Consider the following 21323-nt stretch of genomic DNA (forward strand, 5'->3'; position numbering starts at 1 on the left):
GCGTGACATTGAGCTCGCTCGCCGCCCTCTTGAAACTCAAGGTACGGGCAGCCGCTTCGAAAACAAACAGGGAATGGGTCGAGGGCACAAAACTGCGAAGCTTGGACATGAAGCAGGTCTATATCAAATGCGATCTTTTCCGTCTACGGGGTCGCTGCTGCATGGCCTATTCAAAGATGAAGCTGATGCGATGTTGCGGCAATATGCCGAACAAGCCTTTAGCCGGCTGTTCCAATTAGCTTTAAAATCACGGTTGAGGTTGAGGTTGGCCCGGGTACAGGTGTCAGTGTTGATGAGGACCTAATGCATAGTTTTATTCTGCGTCGTCTTGGTGTGATGACGCTGACTATGGTCAGTTTGACGCTGATCGTCTTCTACATGGTCAACCTGGAACCGAATCTGAAGAAGCTAGCGCTGAACCAGACCAACAATCGAGCCAGCGCCGTGGACGTAGAAAACTGGCTTCAGGCAAATGGCTATCGCGAGCCCTTCTTCAAGCGCTACGCCGAATGGATCGGCCTCTGGCCCAAGGACCCCAGCGTCGATCCTACCACGGGCAAGCCGACGTCGAAATTTGGGTTTTGCAACGGACCGACGACTCGCCAGTTTTCCGGCGTGCTCCAAGGCGATTTCGGCTGTTCGACCAAATTCCGAAGCGCCGTTTCCGCAAAAATTGTGCCGGCCCTGGCAGCTACAAGTAAGCTGATGTTCTGGGCGCTGGCGACAGTCATCCCAATTTCATTGCTGATGGGCATCCTTGCCGGCATGCGCGAGGGAACCCCAACGGACAGGACGCTTTCTGTCCTATCGATCGTCACGACAGCTACACCCGAATATGTCTCGGGCGTCCTATTCACAGTGATCTTTGCTTCTTGGCTCGGATGGTTGAACGGCTCAGCCGCTTCGGCAACCGGACAAGGCCTTACATTCTACAATTTCACATTGCCTGTGATGACAATGGCTATCGCAGACATCGGCTACATCGCCCGCATGACGCGAGCGTCGATGGTCGAAGTAATGACCCAGCAATACATCCGCACGGCGCGATTGAAGGGTCTCTCCTTTCCTCGAGTGGTGGTCAAACACGCATTGCGCAATGCACTGATCACACCTTTCACGGTAATCATGCTTCAGTTCCCGTGGCTGCTCACCGGCGTGGTGGTGGTGGAAACTATGTTTCGCTATCAAGGCTTCGGCTTCATATTGAACGAAGCGGCGGCCAACAATGACATCGACCTCCTGCTAGGCTGCTCGTTGGTGTCGGTGATAGTCGTGCTGTTGACTCAGCTCATATCCGATATCGGCTACGTTTATCTCAACCCGCGCATTCGCGTGCAGTAGGAGGCGACAGTGCAGCTTGAGATTATTGGTTGGCTCGATGTGGCCGTAGCCGTCCTGGGGCGCTTCTGGCCGGTCTGGATCGCTATGACTGTCTTGCTCGCGTTCAGCGTCGGCTTCCGTAAACAGCTTGGGCTCTACGGCGACCTGTTTAACACGGGCGTCGGACTTTCTGGCATTGTTATCTGCCTTTTCTGGGTATCGACAGCCATCTTCGCTCCTATCATCGCGCCCTTCGATCCCATCAGTCAGGTTGCGGTCATGAAGGGAGCGCTCCCGGGAACCATCGTCCCTGACGGCAGCGGAGTTTACTATTTTGGCGGTGACACGCTCGCGCGGGACGTGTTCAGTCGTATGGTTTACGGGAGCCGAATTGTGATGTCGATTGCGCCCTCAGCTACAGCCTTTGCACTAATTGCTGGGATCGGCCTCGGGTTGCCCGCCGGATATTACGGGGGCCGCGTCGATTCTGTTTTATCCTTCTTCGTTAATCTCTTGTTGGCGTTCCCTGTCATCTTGCTCTTTTACCTGCTGGTGACGCCGGACGTTCGGGAGTTGTCGTTCGACAATTGGTTCAGCGAGGCGACCGGCATTGGGGTCTCAATTGCGAGGTCGTTCGCGGCGGTGATCTTTTTGATCCCAATCATATTCTTTTTGACTCTATTCCACACTCGATTCAAAAGCCGCCCGGAGCGTTATTACCTGTTTATCGGGGCTACCATTATCATTGGTGCCTGGATCTATGCGGGCGTGATATTTGACGCCGATCCGGTTGGCGTGATGCACGTTAGTGCGAATTACCTCAACATTTTTATAGGCGTGGTGCTCGGGTCGTCGCCCAGCGTGTTTCGTATCGTGCGCGGCCTCGTCATGGACATCAAAACGCGCGATTACATCGCAGCTGCCCAGACGCGCGGTGAGAGCGCTTGGTACATAATGATTTGGGAAATCCTGCCAAATGCTCGAGGCCCGCTGATCGTCGATGCTTGCTTGCGCGTCGGCTACACTACGATCCTGCTCGGAACGCTGGGCTATTTCGGGCTGGGCGTTCCGCCCGACAGTCCTGACTGGGGGACCGCAATCAAGGATGCTAGCCGGCTGTTGCGCGCTTATATCCATCCGGCACTCCCTCCGGCGATCGCGCTCATGTCCTTTGTGCTCGGCCTGAACCTTTTAGCTGACGCACTTCGCGAAGAATCGCTCAAAGATTGAGAGGCCGCCTATATGAACGAAGCTGTCAAACTGACGACCGTCGCAAGCGCCCAGCCGATCATCGAGATCGAGAACCTGTCTATCTCTTTCTTTACCAAGAGTGGCGAGATTCCTGCCGTCATGGACTTTTCCTGCACCGTGATGGCTGGCGAGTCCATGGGAATCGTCGGGGAATCGGGCTGCGGCAAGTCTACGGTTTCGCTAGGTATCATGCGCGACCTTCCCGGGCTCGGGAGGATTGTTGGGGGCCGCATCAAATTCCAAGGCAGGGACATGGGTGACATGTCTGACGCGGAGCTGCGTGCGATCCGCGGACACAAGATAGCCATGGTGTATCAGGAGCCGATGGCCAGCCTGAACCCTGCGTTGAAGGTCGGCGAGCAGCTGATGGAAGTGCCGGTCCTGCACGAAAGGGTCTCAAAACAGGAGGCATACCGCCGCTCCCTTGAAATGCTGAAGGCAGTCCGCCTCCCCGATCCGGAACGCATAATGCGCTCCTATCCGCATCAGCTTTCCGGCGGTCAGCAGCAGCGCATAGTGATAGCCATGGCGTTGCTCTCGAAACCGGCACTTCTCCTCCTGGACGAGCCCACAACTGCTCTCGACGTGACCGTCGAGGCGGGCATCATTGACCTGGTGAAGGATCTCGGTAAGCGCTTCGGCACCTCGATGATCTTCGTGTCGCACAATCTCGGCCTGATTCTTGAGACCTGCGATCGCATCACCGTGATGTATTCCGGCGAGGCCGTGGAGACCGGCAAGATCAAAGATGTGTTCGACCGGATGCGCCACCCCTATACGCAAGGGCTGTTCCGTTCGATCCCGCTGCCGGGGGCCGACAAGAATTCGCGGCCGTTGATCTCGATCCCCGGGCAGCTGTCGTTGCCGCATGAGCGACCGAAAGGGTGCAATTTCGGCCCGCGCTGCCACCATTTCGTCGAGGGCCTCTGCAACGCTGCGGAAATTCCCATGGTTCCGGTCGAGGGCCATGAAGGCCATTTCTCGCGCTGCGTGCGCTTCAACGAGATCGACTGGGAAGCGCTCCCTCCTGGCGCCAAGAAGGTCAACGAGCGCGTCGAGCCCGGCGCGCCGGTGCTTAAGGTTGGCAGCTTGAAGAAATACTACCACGTCGCGGCGAACTCGATTTTCCGCGGCGGGGCAGTACGCACAGTCAAGGCCAACGAGAATATCAGCTTCGAGGCAAGGCAGTCCGAGACTGTCGCTATTGTCGGGGAGTCGGGCTGCGGCAAGTCCACGCTGGCCAAGGTGCTGCTTGGGCTCGAAACCGCAAGCGCTGGCACCGTGAAGCTTTGCGAAAGACAAATCCAGTCGACGCGCATCGAGAGCCGCAGCGTCGACACCGTGTCGTCGATCCAGATGGTGTTCCAGAACCCATTCGATACGCTCAACCCCAGCCATTCAGTCGGCGCGCAGATCATCCGCACCCTGGAGAAGTTCGAGGTCGGAAAGACTGTTGCTGACCGGCGCAAGCGGATGCTGGAACTGCTTGACCTGGTAAAGCTGCCGCGGGCCTTCGAGATACGCAAGCCGCGCCAGCTTTCCGGCGGGCAGAAGCAGCGCATCGGTATAGCGCGAGCCTTCGCCGGCGGCGCCAAGGTGGTGGTCGCCGACGAGCCAGTCTCGGCGCTCGACGTCTCGGTGCAGGCTGCGGTGACCGAGCTGTTGATGGACATCCAACGGAAGAACAAGACGACGATGCTGTTCATCAGCCACGATCTGTCCGTGGTGCGCTACATAGCTGACCGGGTCGTGGTCATGTACCTTGGTCACATCGTCGAACAGGGCACGACGGACCAGATCTTTTCGCCGCCTTACCACCCCTATACAGAAGCGCTTCTGTCGGCGATCCCGATCGCCGACACCAGCGCGGTCAAAAAGCGCATCGTGCTCGAAGGCGACATTCCCTCTGCGATGAATCCGCCGCCCGGCTGTCCGTTCCAGACGCGCTGTCGGTGGAAAAGATTTGTCCCCGAGAACCGCTGCGAAACGGAGTTGCCGCCTCTGAGGGATCTCGGCAGTGATCATCGCAGCCTTTGCTGGCTCAGCGACGAACAACTCGCTAGACAGGAGCCAGTGGTAAGTTTCACTTCGCACGGGCCAGATAAAGAACAGCCTGGGCAAACAGGTCGACGATAGCGCCAGCACGTGAAGGCACTAGGGCGCAGCACTCCACGGGCAAATGCGCAAGTGGAAAGCGCAGGTCCGGCCAACGTCTACCGTCTACCCTCCACGCCATAGGGGGGTCCTACGAAGGTGAATGACCGCCCCATGCATGCGCTGCCGCCGACAGCGAGGGCTGCGTAGCGACCCCACACCAAAGACTACTTTACCGGCGCTGCGGCATCACCAGCGTCAAGGACTGACCTCATTTCCCCGCGCTCGTGCTCGTGCATGGAGTTTGATATACGCCTGCACAAGCTTCCGTGAGCGCGTTTGGTGGGAGCAATCATCGAATTCGAAGGTGGGATTGCAAGCGCTTAAAAAGGGCAGCTCAGCAGTCGCGGTGATGACCGGAGCAGGCAGTCCAGCTCGGCCTCCATACCTCCGAATACTGCTTGCTGATCAGACGGCAACAATCGGGCAAGGCGACGAGTCGGAATTATCTTCGGGTCCGACGTAATCGGACCAATATGTCAAATGCTCAGAACGTCGCCGTGGGTGTCTCGGGCACGCCAGGTTTCCAGGACAGCCTGGCGTAAAAGCTGAACTCGTTCGACATAAGTTGCGCTTATATCAGGCGCTTTCTTTTCGGTCTACGAGGCATCCAACACATGGGCTATTCCAAGGACAATGCGGATGTGCCTGTCGGGAACTATGCAGCATCTCTCCAGTCGGCGCAGCCCACGCTAGCAACGTTCGGCTTGCTTTAGCTAGCGTGACTTCTACAAAGGCCAAAAATGGGAGGTTAAAATGGAGAGTGCAACGAAACACGGTAGCCCGATGCCGAAGGCCCTCGACAGTCTCGCCGAGGAGGCCAGAAAAGGCCGGATGGACAGACGGGAATTTCTGGCGCTTGCTTCAATATTTGGTGCTTCTACGGCTATGGCATACTCAATGCTTGGCGCAGCCGCGCCCGCATATGCTGAAGAAACACCTAAGAAGGGCGGAACGTTGCGAATAGCGATGCCCATTTACGGGCCTAAGGATCCACGGACAAGCGACTATTCCGAAATCTCCAACATCTGTCGTCAGTTCTTAGAACCGCTGGTGAAGTACACAGCAGAGCACACTTTTGAGCCGAGGCTACTGGAAAGCTGGGATATCAACGAGGACGCCACTGAATACACACTACATGTTCGGCAAGGCGTAAAATGGAACAACGGGGACGAATTCAACGCCGGCGACGTTGTATTTAACCTTCTGCGTTGGTGCGAAAAGGACGTGTCTGGAAATTCGATGTCCGCGCATATGGCGGCACTCGTTGATGACAAGACAGGAAGAGCCATCGAGGGTGCGATCACGAAAATTGACGAGCATACGGTTAAGCTCAAGTTACCAAGATCGGACATCACGATCATCCCAGGGTTCGCTGATTATCCTGCATTGATTGTGCATCGTGACTTCGAAAAGCATGGATCGGACATCATCAAATTCCCTGTGGGAACGGGGCCATTTGAGCTGGTGTCGTGGGACGTCGGCCAAAAGGCACTCCTAAGGCGTAGAACAACCGGAAACTGGTGGGGCGGCGAAGCTCATCTCGACGAGGTGCAGTTCATTGACTATGGCAGCGACCCTTCCACCATTCAGAGTGCTTTCGAGTCAGGCGAAATTGATGCCAACGAGCAGACGTTCGCGAACTATGTCCCCGTTTTTGACAAGATCGGTTTGGTGAAATCTGAGGCCCAGACAACGGAAACGATCATATGCCGCACACAGGTTACGAATAAGCCTTATGATGACCAACGGGTGCGCAAGGCATTGCAGTTGGCCATCGATAACAAAACTATTCTACAAACCGCCCAGAATGGATACGGCACTGTTGCGGTGGATTGCCACGTGGGGCCGCTACACCCTGAATACTTTCCGCTACCAGAAAAGAAGCGCGACGTCGAAGCCGCCCGGCGGCTGATGGTCGAAGCCGGTCAGATGGAATTCGAACATGAGCTATTCAGTAGCGACGCAGATTGGCTCAAGGCCAGCGCCGACGCTATGGCTGCGCAGTTGCACGACGCCGGGTTCAAGGTAAAACGCACGATCGTCCCCGATAGCACGTTCTGGGAGAACTGGATGAAATATCCACTCTCGGCAACAGACTGGAACGCGCGCCCGCTCGGGGTCCAGGTGCTGGCACTTGCCTACCGAACCGGAGCAGTGTGGAATGAGACCGGGTGGTCGAATCCGGAGTTCGATAAGAAACTGGATAAGGCGTTGATGGTGCCCGATCCAGACAAGCGAAAGGCACTGATGCATGACCTTGAATCGCTCCTACAGGATTCCGGCATTATCACTCAGCCTTACTGGCTTACTTTGGTAAATCACTCAACTAAGCGAGTAAAAGGCTACGCGATGCACCCTATGTTCGAGATCGACCTGGGCAAGGTCTGGCTCGACCAAGCAGCCTGAGCGAAAGAGGTGATAGTCGGGCCGTTGTGAACCCTATCGATAACTAACATCGGCTCGCAGAGTTCGAAGTTCAGACCAGCCAGAGTGGCGGGATGGTTCACGTAGGCCATGCCGCTGGCTCTCCCCAAGCGACGTCAGAAGCGTTCCGCTGACGCCCCTGGTAAGCGGTGCACCGACACCTTTCCCGAAGTCGCCTGATGCGTGTATGGGGGTCCAGCCGTTAGTCGGGGCGGCGGCGGCGATTACTGCGGGTCATCATAGCGGCTGACGTAGTGGAGTTCGCGAATGGCCGGGATAACGAGGGCGATGTCTGCGTAGTAACGGCGGCGGTCACCGGGCCGCGGTTCGCGGACCGCCAGACTCGATGTGCCCGGTCATGGGGTTGCCGCGCAACGGTGGATGCATAGCCCTCGGGGCATCGCACGGAAACCACCTCACCAAACATCCTTTCGCGCCAGACAAAATCCAAACTTGCCCACCAACAACGCCTCCGTGCGCGAGTCGGCAGATGCAAAGCATCCGAATTCGCAGGATCCGATGCGCGTCTGCCTAATCGAGGATTCACCGGCTGTCGGGCTATGCGACGCAGTTCAAACCTCCATCCACGTAAATCTCCGACCCAGTGATGTAAGCCGAATCGTCGCTTGCCAGGAATAGAGCGGTCCGCGCGATATCCCACGCCGTGCCGGTTCGTCTCATGGGAACGCGCGCGGCACGTGCCTTAGCCAAAGCCTCAAAGTCAATCTCAGCCTCGGACTTGCCGCTTGTCTGAATGGTCGCGTCCCTCGCCATCGGCGTGTCGATAATTCCCGGGAGGATTGAGTTTGCGCGTATTCCCTTATCGGCATAGGTCGCCGCAAGGTTTCGGGTGAACGATACGACGGCTCCTTTTGAGGTATTATAGGCGATGTAGGGTGTGCCGAGATTGCGGAAGCCGGAGATTGACGAGATATTGATGATCGAGCCAGATCCCTGCTTGAGCATCTGTGGCAACGCGTGCTTACAAGGTAAGAAAAAAGCCTTTGTATTGATTTCAAGTATTCGGTCCCAGTCCTCAACTGTAGTATTTTCTGGACTTCCCGCTTTTAGAATGCCGACGTTGTTGTGCAATACATCCAGACTGCCGAATGCTTTGACGCATGCTGCTATCATGGCTTCGACCGACTGCTCGTCGGTTACGTTTCCTACGAAGATTTCCGCGTGGCCGCCCTCGCCCCGGATAATCTCTGCGGTCTGCTTCGCAGCATCTTTGTTGAGGTCCGCTGCCAAAACCCTGGCGCCTTCGCGCGCGAAGAGCACGGCAGCAGCCTTTCCGTTGCCCCACCCAGGGCCCATGGACCCCGCGCCGGTGACGAGTACTGCCTTACCATCAAGACGACCAGCCATTGTTGTTCTCCTCAAACGCTGTGAAGGAAATGGCTCATGCCGCCGTCGACAAATAGCAGCTGGCCGTTGACGTAGGACGAGGCGTTGGAAAGGAGAAATACAGTTGGCCCACCCAGCTCTGCCGGGTCGCCCCAACGCGCCGCGGGTGTGCGCACCTTGATCTTGTTCGCAAAGGCCTCGTCCGCGAGCCTTTCCTTGTTGATCTCGGTTACGAAATACCCGGGGGCGATCGCGTTGACCCTGATCCCGAACGATCCAAGTTCAGCTGATGCGGCCCTGGTGAATCCTACGATCGCCCCTTTGGCCGACGTGTAGTTGCAAATTCCGGCGCGCGGACTGGAGAAGGCGATCGATGAGATATTTATGATGCGGCCTCGATCCGCCGCATCCACCTTTCTCATCTCAGCGGCTGCCGCTTGTGTCAGCAAGAACGGAGCAACCATGTGGACCGCCATCATTCGCTCGTAAGTATCGGCGGTTTCGTCCCAGATGGCATTGTGCAGAAGCATGCCTGCGTTGTTGACTAGCCCCCAGATGCTGCCGTGGCGCTGGATGATCGTTGGGATTGCAGCAGTGACAGCGTCGCGATCGGCCATTTCGAAAGCCAAGTAGTCGGCTTTGAGGCCTCTCGCCTGAAGTTCTTCTTTTCGCGCCTTCCCAGCAGCTTCGCTGCGCCCGTGCAGTACCACTGTTGCACCAGCATCTGCAGCAGCTTGGGCCGACGCCCAACCAAGCCCGCGCGTGGACCCAGTGATGAGCACGACTTTTCCGTCAAGTGAGAATTGGTTTTCCATACAACGATGCTCCAAGTTCCTGAATTTCTTAAGGGCCTCAGGCGCGCATGCGCTCTGACGTCGGGTCATAGAATGGCTTAAGGCTGGCCTTCGCTGGCTCAGCGCGCCCGTTGACCTGGATCGCAAATTTGCCCCTGGCGATAAATTCGGCTGTGACGGCCTCGTCAGCGCTCACATAGCCCATGCCAATTGCCGCACCCAGGTGGTGCGCATAATTACCGGACGTCAGATAGCCGACCGGCTTGCCATTCATGAGGATCGGCTCGTTGTGGAAAAGCAGCGGCTCCGAGTTCTCCAGAATGAAGCAGACCATCCGCTTCCTTCCGATCCCGGCATACTTCTGGTCCATAAACGCGTCGCGTCCAATGAAGGGCGTGTTCTTGCTCGGTTTGGCTGTGAAGGCCAAACCGGCATCAATCAGATTGTCCTCGTAAACGATGTCGTGGCCCCAGTGGCGGAAGCCCTTCTCCATGCGCAAAGCGTCCACCGCATGCATCCCGGCAGGACGCAGGTCGAAGCTTTTCCCCGCTTCCAGAAGCGCGTCGAGGAAAGCCAACGCATCGTGGACCGGAATGTAAATCTCCCAGCCGAGCTCGCCGACAAAGGAAATCCGCTGCGCCCAAAGGCGAACTCCGCCGGCGATCATCCAGCACCCGGTTCCAAAGGTGAAATGCTCATTGGAAAGGTCTTCTTCTGTCATGGATTGGAAGACCGTGCGTGCGTTCGGGCCCTGGAGCGCGATCACTCCGAAATCATCGGTGATATCGGTGACTTCGACATTTTCCTCTTTCACGACATGCGTCAGCAGCCAGGACCAGTCCTTCACATGGCTGCCGCAGGGAGTGGCGATCATGAATTCGTCCTCTCCCATCTTGACCACTGTGAGATCGGCCTCGATCCCACCTCGTTCGTTCAACCACTGGGTATAAACCAGCTTGCCAACCGACACCGCGACGTCGGCGCAGCAAAGGCGCTGCAGCAGAGTCTCCGCATCGCGACCCGTTACTTTGAACTTGGCGAGGGAAGTCAGATCGTAGAAACCGACGTTCTCGCGAACGTTGATGTGCTCCTCTGCGGCGTACGGGAACCAATTCTGGCGGCCGTAGCTATACTCATATTCCGGCTTGACGCCCTTCGGCGCATACCAATTCGGACGCTCCCAGCCTGCGACCTCGCCATGTACCGCGCCCAGCTCAACGAGACGGTCGTAGAAAGGCGATTTGCGAATGCCTCGGCTCGAGCGATACTGATAGTAGGGCCAGTGCATGGCGTAGGAACGCTCGAGCGCCTCGGCTACGCGGTTTTCCAGATAGGTCTCGTCGCCCTGGAACGGCATGGCGCGGCGGCAATCGCTTTCCCACACGTCCACAGGTGGATAGCCAAGGTCGATCCATTCAGCCATCACTTTGCCAATACCGCCGGCGCCCCCGATACCACGGCTGTTGAAGCCACAAGCGACAAAGAAATTCTTAAGAAGCGGCGCTTCGCCCATCAGGTGCTGATTGTCGGTGGTGAAGCTCTCCGGACCATTGAAGAAGGTCGAAATTCCGATTTTCTCCAGCACCGGATACCTGATCATGGCTCTCTCGAGATACTTCTCGAAATGATCGATCTCGTATGGCAGTTGGCCGAAGGCGAAATCAGCAGGCACCTTGGACATCGGCAGCGGATTGGCGTTGTCCTCGAAGAAGCCGATCAGGAGCTTGCCCGCGTCTTCTTTGAAATAGACGCCATGGTCCAGATCCCGCATGATCGGCAGCTTGCTGGGCAAATCTGGAACTGGCTCGGTCACGACATAGTAGTGCTCGCAGGCGAACAACGGGAGCACCACTCCGACCTGCTTGGCCAGGTCACGCGACCACATACCGCCGGTCAGAACCACCTTCCGTGCGCGGATCGTGCCTTGGTTGGTCTCGACGCCTGTCGCCTCGCCGCCGTCCGTCAAGATCCTGGTGACGGTTACGCCTTCGCGGACAGTAGCGCCATTCATGCGCGCACCCTTGACCAGCGCCATGGTGACATCAATCGGATTGGTCTGGCCGTCCTTCGGCAAATGGAGCCCGCCGACCAGACCGCTGGTGTCGATGCCGGGATACAATTCTCCAAGCGTTTTTGGCCCGACCACCTCGACCTCAACGCCAAACACACGTGCCATCTCGGCGGTGCGCGTCAATTCCTCAAGCCGCGCGGTGGTCTGCGCAAGCGAGATCGACCCGTTCCGCTTGTACCCGGTCGCCTGCCCGGTCTCCGCTTCAAGCTCCTGGTAGAGGCGGTGCGAATAGGCGCCGAGCTGGGTCATGTTCTTGGTGGGCCAAAGCGTGCCGACCAGGCCTGCCGCATGCCAGGTCGTGCCGCATGTCAGCCGGTCACGCTCCAACAGGAGAACATCGGACACGCCGCGCTTGGCCAAGTGGTACGCGATCGACGCGCCGCCAATTCCGCCGCCGATAATGACTACCTGTACTTCTTCGGGAAGAGTGGACATCTTTACTCTCGTTCAAGGTTTCAACGCGACATGAACCAGCCCGCCAGAGTGCTGGACGCTGTGCTCCATCGCGGCCACGATTTGATCGGTATCGAAAGTTTCAGCGCGGAAAGCCGACAGATCGATCGCGCCCGCGGCGATTAGTGCCAGCATGTCCGCGGCTAACTCGTGAGGGAACCAGAACGAGCCCACCACGCTGTTGCTGTTGCGCATCAACAGGCTTGTGTTGAACGCTGCACGCGCGGTCAGGGCACCGACAAACGCGATATTCCCGAACCGACGCAGCCGTTCCGACAGGGCCACCGATGACGAGGCGTTGTCGCCGCCGGCGCAGTCGATGACGAAGTCCAGCGGGGACTGATCATTCGGGCCCTCTACCACGATGCGCCTGTCCAGAGCAGCGACTTGCTGAAGTACAGAAGTCCTGCGCCCCACAAGGCGCACTTGGGCAGCTCCGATGGCCAACGCCACGACAGCAGCGGATGTGCCGAGCAGACCCGCGGCACCGTTGATTGCGACGACTCCACCAGGCTGGAAGCCCCCTCGCCTGAAGCCAGCCAGCGCGGTTGCGAACCATCCGAGCCGACACAGAATTTCCGGCGACGTGCCCACTCCGTCGGGAATGGGTGTAAAGCAATGTTCCGGACCGACGAACTCCTCGGTGAAGGTGCCATTCGGCCATTTGGCGAGATGCCGGCTGGCGCCCGGCGCCAGCCCGAAGCAGCCTATGAACCCATGGTCGGCCTCGGGCCCGGGACCTTCGATGTACATGTCGCAATACACTGACTGACCGCGACGCAAGGCGCAGTCCGGATCGGCTGTTTCCTCGACGACGCCAATTGCGCACTGACCGGGAGTGAAGGGTCGCGGAGGCGTCTCCCAGCTCCCTGAAGGCAAATGCTCGAAATAGGGCGGCAAGAAAGCTGCCTGGATCCGAACGCGCACAGCGCCCGCAGCGAGCGCCGGACGTTCGATGTCCTGCACGACGAACTGCGCGTTCCCTTCGACCACGCGAACCGATTTCATCGTCTACACTCCGGGCCGGGCCGGCGCCGCCAGGTTCATCCAGACGGTCTTCACCTCCGTGTACTGCTCATGCGCCTCCAAACCATTGTCGCGTCCCCCGAAGCCGGACTGCTTGAAGCCGCCGAACGGGGTTGAGATTTCACCTTCGGAGTAGCAGTTCACAGAGACGGTACCCGCGTTCAGCCGCCGTGAAAGCTTGTGAGCCTTGCCCACGTCCGTGGTGTAAAGCGACGCCGTCAAACCATATTCTGTATCGTTGGCCAACTCGATTGCGTGGTCGTCGTCGCGCGCCTCCGTGATGGTCAGGACGGGGCCAAAGATCTCCTCGCGGTAGATGGTCATATCGGGCTCGACACGGTCGAAGACCGTTGCCTCGATGAAATAGCCTGGCCGATCCAGCTGATTGCCACCGCAGGCGAGTTTCGCACCCTCGGTGCGCCCCTTCTCGAGATACTTCTTGATGTTGTTGCAATGGTTTGCACCCACCACTGGGCCGAGCTGAGTGGACGGCTCCAGAGGATCGCCCAGTTTCCAGTTCCTGCAAGCGGCGACGATCTTCTCGGCCAATTCGTCCCTTATGGCCTTGTGCACGATCAGACGGCTGTTGGAGGCACAGTTCTGGCCCATGTTGGTCAAAATGGAGAAGGCCTGCTGCTCGGCCACAAAGTCGAGGTTTGGCGCGTCGGCCAACACAACTGCGGGGTTCTTTCCGCCCAGCTCCAGCACGATCCGCTTGAGATTCGAGCGCCGGGAGTAATCAAGGAAGATCCGCCCGACTTCCGTGGAACCAGTGAACGAAATGATCCGGACGTCTCGGTGAAGGCCGAGCGCCTCCCCGACCTCACCCGATCCGGTCACGACGTTCATGACGCCGGCAGGGACCCCTGCCTCGACCGCCAACTCGGCCACGCGCAACGCGGTCAACGTCGTCATCTGCGACGGCTTCAACACTACGGAGTTCCCGGTCGCCAATGCCGGACCCAGTTTCCAGCCAGCCATGAGCATCGGGAAGTTCCAAGGAAGCACGAGGCCGACCACACCTAGCGGCTCGCGTAGGATCATCCCCAGCGCATTGCTGTCGGTCGACGCGATCCTGGAGAACAGCTTGTCCTGGGCTTCAGCGTGCCAAGCGATCGTGCTCGCCGTAAACGGCACGTCGACCGTCAAGCAGTCGGTAATAGGCTTGCCCGAATCCAAGCTTTCCAGAACCGCGAGTTCCTGCAGGTTCTTGTTGATCAGCTCCGCAAAACGCACCAACACGGCCTTGCGGTCGGACGGGTGTTTCTGTGACCACTCGCCGGACTCGAACGTGGCTTTCGCGACCGCCACAGCGGCATCCACGTCGGATGGGCTGCAGCCCTCGATTTCCGCAAGAACTTCACCAGTGGCCGGGTTGACGCTTTTGAATGATCTTCCGGCCGTGGTGTTGCGGTAATCGCCACCGATAAAGGGACGTGAAGGCAGCCTTAGCGCAGCAGCGATCGAGAGGGCATCGTCACGAGTAAAACTTGTCATGGAAATTCCAATTCTCAGGCAGCGACAGCGGGCTGCAGCCGATAGCCCGGGTCTTCCTTGTCGAGTATCGAAATGAGAGCGCGAAAGTGCCCTTCGGAGAATCCCTGGTATTCTCGCCACTGGCTCGCCGTCTTAGCAGCTACTTCATGCGGAAGGCGCTTGATTTGCTTTCCGGTGGAATGGGCGAGCACGAGATTCATGCAGGCGCGTTCGAGGTGATAGAGCGTATCGAAGGCATCCGCAACGCTGGGACCTACCACCATCACCCCGTGTCCGCCAAGGAGCACGACGTCCTTGTCACCGAGGAATCCGGCGACGCGCGCCGGCTCATCCGAATCGACGAACATTCCGCCGTAGTCTTTGTCGTAGGCTACGTTGCCATAAAACCGCGCCGTATTCTGGCAGATAGGCAGGATCTCCGGATCTTCCAGGCAGCTCCAGGCCGTCGCGTAGGGCATGTGGGTGTGCAGAATACATTGCGCCCGCGAGATGTTCCGATGAAGGTATGAATGCAATTCCCACGCTGTGCGGTCGGGCGCGTCAGGACCTCTCGGCTCCTCATTCGCGGCCGAACTGAGCAGGAGCAAATCGCGCGCCTTGATCTGTGAGAAATGCGCCATGTTCGGGTTCATGAGAAACCGGGCGCCCTGCTCATCGAGGGCGACCGAAAAATGGTTCGCAGTCGCTTCGTGCAAACCGAGGCGCGCGGTCCAGCGAAACGCTGCGGCAAGGTCGTTGCGCAAGCGAGCTTCTTGGCTATTCATCATCGGGGTTCCAGACTGACAGCGTCGTGCTGGCTCGTTCGGCTAGGCTGCCCTCGCCAACTGCAGCGGCTTGAGAGCGGCTTCGATTTTTACCTCTTCGTCTGGGCCGACCTCGCAGACGGGCGCGCGAACAGTGCCGCCATCAAAGCCGGCCTGGCGAGATGCCGCCTTCACGGCTGGGATGTAGTCGTTCTGCCAGCAGTACGCAACGATCGGGAACATTGATTGCCACAGCTTTAGGCCTTCGGCGTGGTTGCCGCTGTCGATAAGGTTGAAGAGCTGGACTGCCTCGCTCGGGAAGATATTGGCGCAGCCCCAAATCGTACCCGCTGTGCCCAACATGAAGGAGAATGGTGCGTTCGGATCGGCGCCGTTGAGGATCTTGCCGCCGCATGCCAACAGCGCCTGCTGCTTGCATAGATCGCCCGAGCTGTCTTTGATGAATTTGAAATTGTCCAACTGCAGCAGGCGGGTATAGAGCTTGGGAGTGAGTTCGATCCCCGTAGCTCCGGGGATATTGTAACCGATGACGTCGATCGACACTTGCTTGCAGACCGCTTCATAGAAAGCGAAAATGCCATCATCATGCTTCGGGCCCTCGAAAAAGGGCGGCAGAATCATCAGCGCATCCACGCCGGCATCTTGAGCGGCCTTGGAGCGACGGATCACTTCCTGCAGGTTCAGCGCAGAGGTCTGAGCCGTGATCGCTGCACGCCCGTCGATACGCTTTACGCCCGTCGCAAACAGCTTGTTGCATTCTTCCTCTGTGAGATAGGCATGCTGCCCTGTGCCAGAGCTCAGCACGAAGCCGTGCATCCCGGTTTCCAGATACTGGTCGAGCAGCCTGTCCCAGCGCGCGAAATCGATCGACCCGTCCTTATGGAAGGGGGTCTGCATCGCCAGGTTGATCCCTCGCAGATTAGCCATGTTCGTAACTCCTGAATTTGCTTTAGCGGAGGCTATACTTCACGTCCGGCTCTCCAGAGCCGAAATCTCGTCGAATATCGGACTCCGAGCGATGTGATGAACTTTGGGTATGCCGGGCTCGGCCTCGCCTTATTCTGCAGAATACGGATGGACTTACTGTCCTGACCACAGGCAAGCTCGGCTACAGCCTTTCCAAAGATTGCGCCCCGGGAGACGCCGGTGCCGTTGCAAAAGCCCGCTCCGAAAACCCGGTCACTCAGTTGGCCGAAAACGAAGCCGCCGTTCTGCGCCAGACTGAGAGCGCCGCCCCAGGTGTATTGGAACCCGATCGAAGAAATCTCAGGAAAGCGGCGATCGAACGATTTCTGATGACTGCGTTTGGCGCGGGCGATCTGGGTTGCCGTGGTATGGAAGCCGTCGGCGTAATCGTAGATGTTCCGTATGAAAAGCCTGTTGTCGACCGTCCGGCGCACCGTGGTACCGAAGCTCTCAGCTGGGATCAGGCCAAAGGTATTGCGACCACCGATTCTGGCGGTTTCGGCGGCCGTCAAAGGGCGGGTCATGCTCGCGTAGGTGTAAACAGGGATGGCGCTATTCTCGTAGAATCCAAACTGTGAGATGAACCCGTTATTGGCCAGGATGATGTTCTTGGCATGGATCTCTCCATTCGCAGTCCGCAGGACATGGCGTGGGGAGCCGTACGCGACCTCAAGGATTGGCGTCTTTTCATAGACTTTCGCGTTGTCTCCGAGATTGGCTGCGATGCCGCGGAGCAAGGCTGCTGGCTGCAGCAGGACAGTGCCGGGGGTATGCAAGCCTTTCGTGTAGTACGAGCTGCCAACCATGTCTTTCATCTGGCCGGCGTCGTACCATTGATATTCTGCCCCGATCCGGTCGAGTGCTTGAGCAAAGGTTGCAAGACAAGCCTCGCCTCTTGCCGTCACGGCCGAGTGTGTCTTTCCTTCAGGGCTCCAATCGCATTTGATGCCATGCGTTTCTACGGCATCCCGCAGGTAGGCTATGCCCTCCAGGTTGATGTCGCGCTCCTCGATGTTGCCCTTTTCATCTTCGACAAAATTCGCGTTGCGGGGGTTGTGCGCAAGATCGATCGCGTAGCCGGCGCAGCGCCCGGCCGCGTTGTTGCCGATTTCGACTGCATCCACCAGCAGAACCGAATCCTGGCGACGAAGCTCTGCTATGCGCCTGGCCGCGTTGGTTCCGAACCATCCGCCACCCACTACAACCCAATCAGCGTCGACCCGACCGGACAGCGGAGCAGCGAGATTTACATCCTGCAAATTCGCAAACCACCCACTGACGGTGAGTTCTGAGGGCAAGTTGCTAACTTTGACCGTCCTCGTGGACAAAGATGAAGCATCTTGAGGGTTGGTCTCAGGAAGAGCCATGGCAAAACGTTCTATATCAAACATACTTGGTGACGCCTTTGTCGCCCGCAGTGGCGGACGCCTAGCTAGAGAAGGTCACCGTATAATTATTTTCGGCATTTGGAGAGGTCAAAACTCAGGTCTTATGCCGTCATTATTTTGCCGCTGCTATAGAGACAATTTATGTATCATCGGTGCGCTTCCGTGGATTGCCACGCGGGTCCGCACGGAGCGGATACTCGCCTCGCCGTTTTCGAACGGACCTAAGACATCGCCGCGCGCTTTATCGCTGGATCAAGGGCGTTAAGTGCATCCGCTGCGCGGTGCTGCTTCGGGGAAGCTGATGGAATCGGAACGTGCAGTATTCCTGCCAGCGTTGACCCTGGCTACGTTCCTTTGGTGCGGCGTGATCATCACTCGCGGCTTTGATTGCCGCGTCAGTTCTGCACGAGGGCGGTGCCAATCAAGGCCGGGACGACCGTTCCGGTAGCTGGTCGTCCATGTTACAAACGCTTCGCCAGGAAGGGGAGCGGCATCACGGGGAGGTTGCTATGCGGGTCGTGGTAAGCGGGATTCTCGGGGTGCGTCGCCGCGAGGTCACGACTTGCGTGCTTTGCACTAGAACTCGGTCCAGGTCAGTTCGCCTTCTCGGGTGCGATTGCCATGCGAGAGGCTCGCACCGACGAAGGGCGATCAACTATAGCTATGGAAACCTTGGTTCCAACCGCTACGGGCTCGCCGACCGGTTCAACTGTTCGGTGCGTCAGATGTTTGACAAAAAGCAAAAAGCACCCTGCCGGCGGGGAGGTCGCGCCGGCAGGGTCAGCCGCTCAAGAATCATGGCCTATCAACCGGACGGCTGCGGCAATTATCGACTGTGGACCACAAAGCATGTGCTAGAGACCGCTCTCAAATACCTATAGCCTCATAAGCGGCAGCGATCCTTCGAATGGCGGCAATGTAAGCAGCCGTCCTGTAGTCACCAAGTTCCGGCTGCGCCGCAAGGAGATCCGCGATATTGGACCACGCGCTTCGCATTACGTCCTCAAGGCCGGAGCGAACCAGGTCAATCTCGGCGCCACCCTCCAAAAATTCCTCGCGCATGTCGGCGGGGAATGTCTTGCCAGTCATACGCTCGAGCGCTGTGGCAATCGTGTGATTTCGCCGCTCGCGCCGCCGCCTCTCCATCAAGCCGAATGGTATGTGAGTCAGGTTTTTCACCCATTCGAAATAACTCACCACAACGCCGCCCGCATTGACATAAAGATCGGGTAGGATTGTCGCACCACGAGAGCGCAGAATTCGGTCGGCTTGGAAAGTAACGGGGCCATTGGCAGCTTCCACAACGAGGCGGGCCTTGATACGCTCAGCGTTTTCGATGTGAATGGCATTCTCCATCGCGGCGGGAATAAGGATATCGCATTCCTCCTCAATGCCACTCATGTCGCCCGCGAAGGATTTGGCGCCTTCAAATCCGAGAATGCTGCCAGTGCTCGCCTGATGCTGCTTCAGCGCTTCGACGCGAACTCCTTCCGGGTTGGAAACAAATCCATCGCGTTCGGCAACCAATACGATCCGCGCTCCATCGTCTTCAGATAGAAACTTGGCGGAGTGGTAGCCCACATTGCCGAAGCCCTGGACAACGACACTTGCTCCCCTCAGGTCGCGCCGCCCACAGATACCCGGGGTACGCGAATCGCGGAGATAGCTTTGGATGGCGAACTGCACGCCGCGGCCCGTGGCCTCCGTGCGTCCGGCGATGCCCCCCTTGGAGAGCGGTTTGCCTGTCACGCAAGCGCGGGCGTTGACAACATCAGTGGGATTGGCGCGGCGGAACTCATCAACGATCCAGGCCATCTCGCGCTCGCTTGTCCCCACGTCAGGCGCAGGCACGTTGAGACCGGGTCCGATCAGGCCACGTTTGTTCAACTCCTGGGTGAACCGGCGGGTGATGCGTTCCAGCTCTTGGGGCGTCCACTCGCGTGGATCGATCTTGAGCGCGCCTTTCGACCCTCCGAAGGGCACGTCAACCAGCGCACATTTGAGCGTCATCAGGGCTGCGAGCGCTTCTACCTCTTCGGCATCAGCGTCTGGCGTGTAGCGAATGCCCCCCTTGACCGGCTCACAGTGTTCGCTGTGGACCGAGCGCCATCCGACAAAGCTGTACATTCTGCCGCGCAACCTCACGCCGAAGCGGACCGTGTAGGTCGAGTTGCACTGTATGATACGCTCAGCAAGTCCCTCCGGCAGATCGAGGAACGGCATGGCAGCTCGAAAATTCAGATCGATGCTCGCCAGAAAGCTTGACGCGGGATTTGGGGCCAAGGCATCCATAGGTGCTCCGTGATTTAATAAGAGATCGCTTGCACTCGCTAAGCAAATACTGCCTTCGTCCACTGCGCGTTTCATTCCGACGCCAACCCTTGAGCGGGTGTATTTCGCATGAACAGGACATAGACCAGCGTGAACAGCTGTCGGGCGGTGTCGCTATCGATAACCAACTTGTCGGCGAGCCGCCTCTTCAGGAACTCGGCGCCCTCGTCGCGAAGGGCCCAGCGGGCCACATCAATCTTTGCAAGCGACGCAATACCCGCGCGCGGCATCGCGTCGTAATAGTTCTCGCAGGTGACGACGTAATGCTTGAGAAACTTGTTCATCGGGATGAGGGAAATATTATGGTTAGTCACGTTAACGCGCCTTTCGGTCGCGATCTGGAAAGTAAGTTCCTCGCCGTGCAGCGCGAGATGCAGCCGGTATGGCCCGCGATCATGGCCGACCGGGACAAAAACATTGCTCTGAATCAGATGGGCGACGGCAAGAGCACGCTCCCGCTCGACGTGTTCGTTGCGGCTGAACGGGCCCCGAAGCAACACCTCACATAAAGATGAACTCGCCTTCTCCGCGCTGCCCCGATTCGCCTGTGTCAGGCCCAGCCCGAACCGCTCCGTAGATGCGTTATGCGACGGTCCGCCCTTCAGTTGATTATTGCCGCCGATGCTATCGTCTAGTTTCAAAGCGTGGCCCTTACAGTCGGAACCAACGGGTCGGGGTAAAGACCGTGGACTATGCCAGCATTCCCAAGGTGCTGATGCACACCGGATTTAAGCCAACATTTCGAACGCGGTAAGTGGGAAAAGACGCTGGGTCGGTATAGGATGAATTTATGTGACAAGCTGTTCTGATGCCGCTTCGAAAGCAGCGGAGACGCTAGGCAGATGACTATTTGCACCATGAGAATTGCGCGCTGATGCTCTCGCACCGGGGCGGCATAAATTCGACATGCTCGGGAAGCTGAGACCCGGGGATAATGGCTCGCCGCCCGGGGTTTGGCCGTGCTGAAGCCAGCGGAAGAGCCCCGGACGGTGCTCACCGTAAGGCGGGAACCACCTTTGACTTGCTGACGTTTGAGGCTTGCGCCTTAGAGGGTCTGCATCAAGGCAAGCAGACTGCGAACATTGAGATCGTTACCGGCCCGAATGTTGGTCCGCTACCACGCGGCGTACAGGATGCATGCGCGGTGAGCGGGAACGTCTTCAGCACCTGGCCTCAACCTTCTTTCACCACTATCTTCCAAATCCTTCGCCACCCCTCCGGTTCTCTCCAGGCGAGCACGAATGCGGTCGAACAGCTGCGACAGAATTCCTACCGCGCCAATTGCGCTGACGGGCCACAAACTAACGTGCGGATAGTCGAATCTGATCCGCTGGAGGAACGCCGCAACGGAGGCTGTGCCGACAAGTGGCATGACTGTTATCATCGATTTGGCCTTTGGCTTGTTGGTTGAAGTGTTACGCTTTTGAGGTATCAATGTTAAATCTGCGAGTTAGGTTGTCGCCCGTGAACAATGAAGCGCGTCAGGCGGCGCGTGGTTTCGGCTGGCATTGAAGCGCGGCGATGAGCAGGCACA

The 21323-nt window shown here is 58.1% G+C and carries 15 protein-coding genes; 5 read left to right on the top strand and 10 right to left on the bottom strand.

The features are described 5' to 3' along the window. The 5 genes from ACWGS9_RS31625 to ACWGS9_RS31645 all read left to right on the top strand — a co-directional run. The coding region (locus ACWGS9_RS31625) for a hypothetical protein (protein WP_454508925.1) at nucleotides 1–304 on the top strand (304 nt) is incomplete at its 5' end. Beyond that, the gene (locus ACWGS9_RS31630; RefSeq protein ID WP_454508926.1) at nucleotides 304–1341 is read left to right on the top strand and encodes an ABC transporter permease; all 1038 of its coding nucleotides are present in this window, start codon (nucleotides 304–306) and stop codon (nucleotides 1339–1341) included. The genes ACWGS9_RS31625 and ACWGS9_RS31630, both read left to right, overlap by 1 nt. A 9-nt stretch (nucleotides 1342–1350) precedes the next feature. After that, complete coding sequence (locus ACWGS9_RS31635) at nucleotides 1351–2550, top strand: ABC transporter permease (RefSeq protein ID WP_454508927.1); 1200 nt, start codon at nucleotides 1351–1353, stop codon at nucleotides 2548–2550. 12 nt (nucleotides 2551–2562) lie between these two features. Then, on the top strand, nucleotides 2563–4707 hold the full coding sequence (locus ACWGS9_RS31640) for a dipeptide ABC transporter ATP-binding protein (RefSeq protein WP_454508928.1): 2145 nt from the start codon (nucleotides 2563–2565) through the stop codon (nucleotides 4705–4707). A gap of 774 nt (nucleotides 4708–5481) precedes the next feature. Further along, entirely contained in the window at nucleotides 5482–7134 is a 1653-nt protein-coding gene (locus ACWGS9_RS31645) for an ABC transporter substrate-binding protein (RefSeq protein WP_454508929.1), read from the top strand. A gap of 576 nt (nucleotides 7135–7710) precedes the next feature. Here the strand turns inward: ACWGS9_RS31645 and ACWGS9_RS31650 are convergent. The 10 genes from ACWGS9_RS31650 to ACWGS9_RS31695 all read right to left on the bottom strand — a co-directional run bounded on the left by ACWGS9_RS31650 (nucleotide 7711) and on the right by ACWGS9_RS31695 (nucleotide 20430). Beyond that, nucleotides 7711–8520: an SDR family NAD(P)-dependent oxidoreductase gene (locus ACWGS9_RS31650; protein ID WP_454508930.1), complete on the bottom strand. Its 810-nt coding sequence runs from the start codon at nucleotides 8518–8520 to the stop codon at nucleotides 7711–7713. Nucleotides 8521–8531: 11 nt separating this feature from the next. Beyond that, nucleotides 8532–9314: an SDR family NAD(P)-dependent oxidoreductase gene (locus tag ACWGS9_RS31655; RefSeq protein ID WP_454508931.1), complete on the bottom strand. Its 783-nt coding sequence runs from the start codon at nucleotides 9312–9314 to the stop codon at nucleotides 8532–8534. 37 nt (nucleotides 9315–9351) lie between these two features. Next, nucleotides 9352–11799 (bottom strand): GcvT family protein, encoded by a 2448-nt coding sequence (locus ACWGS9_RS31660; protein WP_454508932.1) that lies wholly within the window; start codon nucleotides 11797–11799, stop codon nucleotides 9352–9354. 12 nt (nucleotides 11800–11811) lie between these two features. Next, complete coding sequence (locus tag ACWGS9_RS31665; RefSeq protein ID WP_454508933.1) at nucleotides 11812–12825, bottom strand: alcohol dehydrogenase catalytic domain-containing protein; 1014 nt, start codon at nucleotides 12823–12825, stop codon at nucleotides 11812–11814. Between the two features lie 3 nt (nucleotides 12826–12828). Beyond that, entirely contained in the window at nucleotides 12829–14340 is a 1512-nt protein-coding gene (locus ACWGS9_RS31670) for an aldehyde dehydrogenase (protein WP_454508934.1), read from the bottom strand. Between the two features lie 14 nt (nucleotides 14341–14354). Beyond that, complete coding sequence (locus tag ACWGS9_RS31675; RefSeq protein ID WP_454508935.1) at nucleotides 14355–15107, bottom strand: class II aldolase/adducin family protein; 753 nt, start codon at nucleotides 15105–15107, stop codon at nucleotides 14355–14357. 39 nt (nucleotides 15108–15146) lie between these two features. Continuing rightward, entirely contained in the window at nucleotides 15147–16031 is an 885-nt protein-coding gene (locus ACWGS9_RS31680; protein ID WP_454508936.1) for a dihydrodipicolinate synthase family protein, read from the bottom strand. 32 nt (nucleotides 16032–16063) lie between these two features. Then, entirely contained in the window at nucleotides 16064–17461 is a 1398-nt protein-coding gene (locus ACWGS9_RS31685) for an NAD(P)/FAD-dependent oxidoreductase (protein WP_454508937.1), read from the bottom strand. 864 nt (nucleotides 17462–18325) lie between these two features. Next, nucleotides 18326–19681 carry a Glu/Leu/Phe/Val family dehydrogenase gene (locus ACWGS9_RS31690; RefSeq protein WP_454508939.1) on the bottom strand — a complete coding sequence of 452 codons (1356 nt, stop codon included), beginning with the start codon at nucleotides 19679–19681 and terminating at the stop codon, nucleotides 18326–18328. Between the two features lie 140 nt (nucleotides 19682–19821). Then, the gene (locus ACWGS9_RS31695; protein ID WP_454508938.1) at nucleotides 19822–20430 is read right to left on the bottom strand and encodes a UPF0262 family protein; all 609 of its coding nucleotides are present in this window, start codon (nucleotides 20428–20430) and stop codon (nucleotides 19822–19824) included. Nucleotides 20431–21323: the final 893 nt, after the last annotated feature.

The organism is Mesorhizobium sp. Arg314, assembly GCF_053714275.1.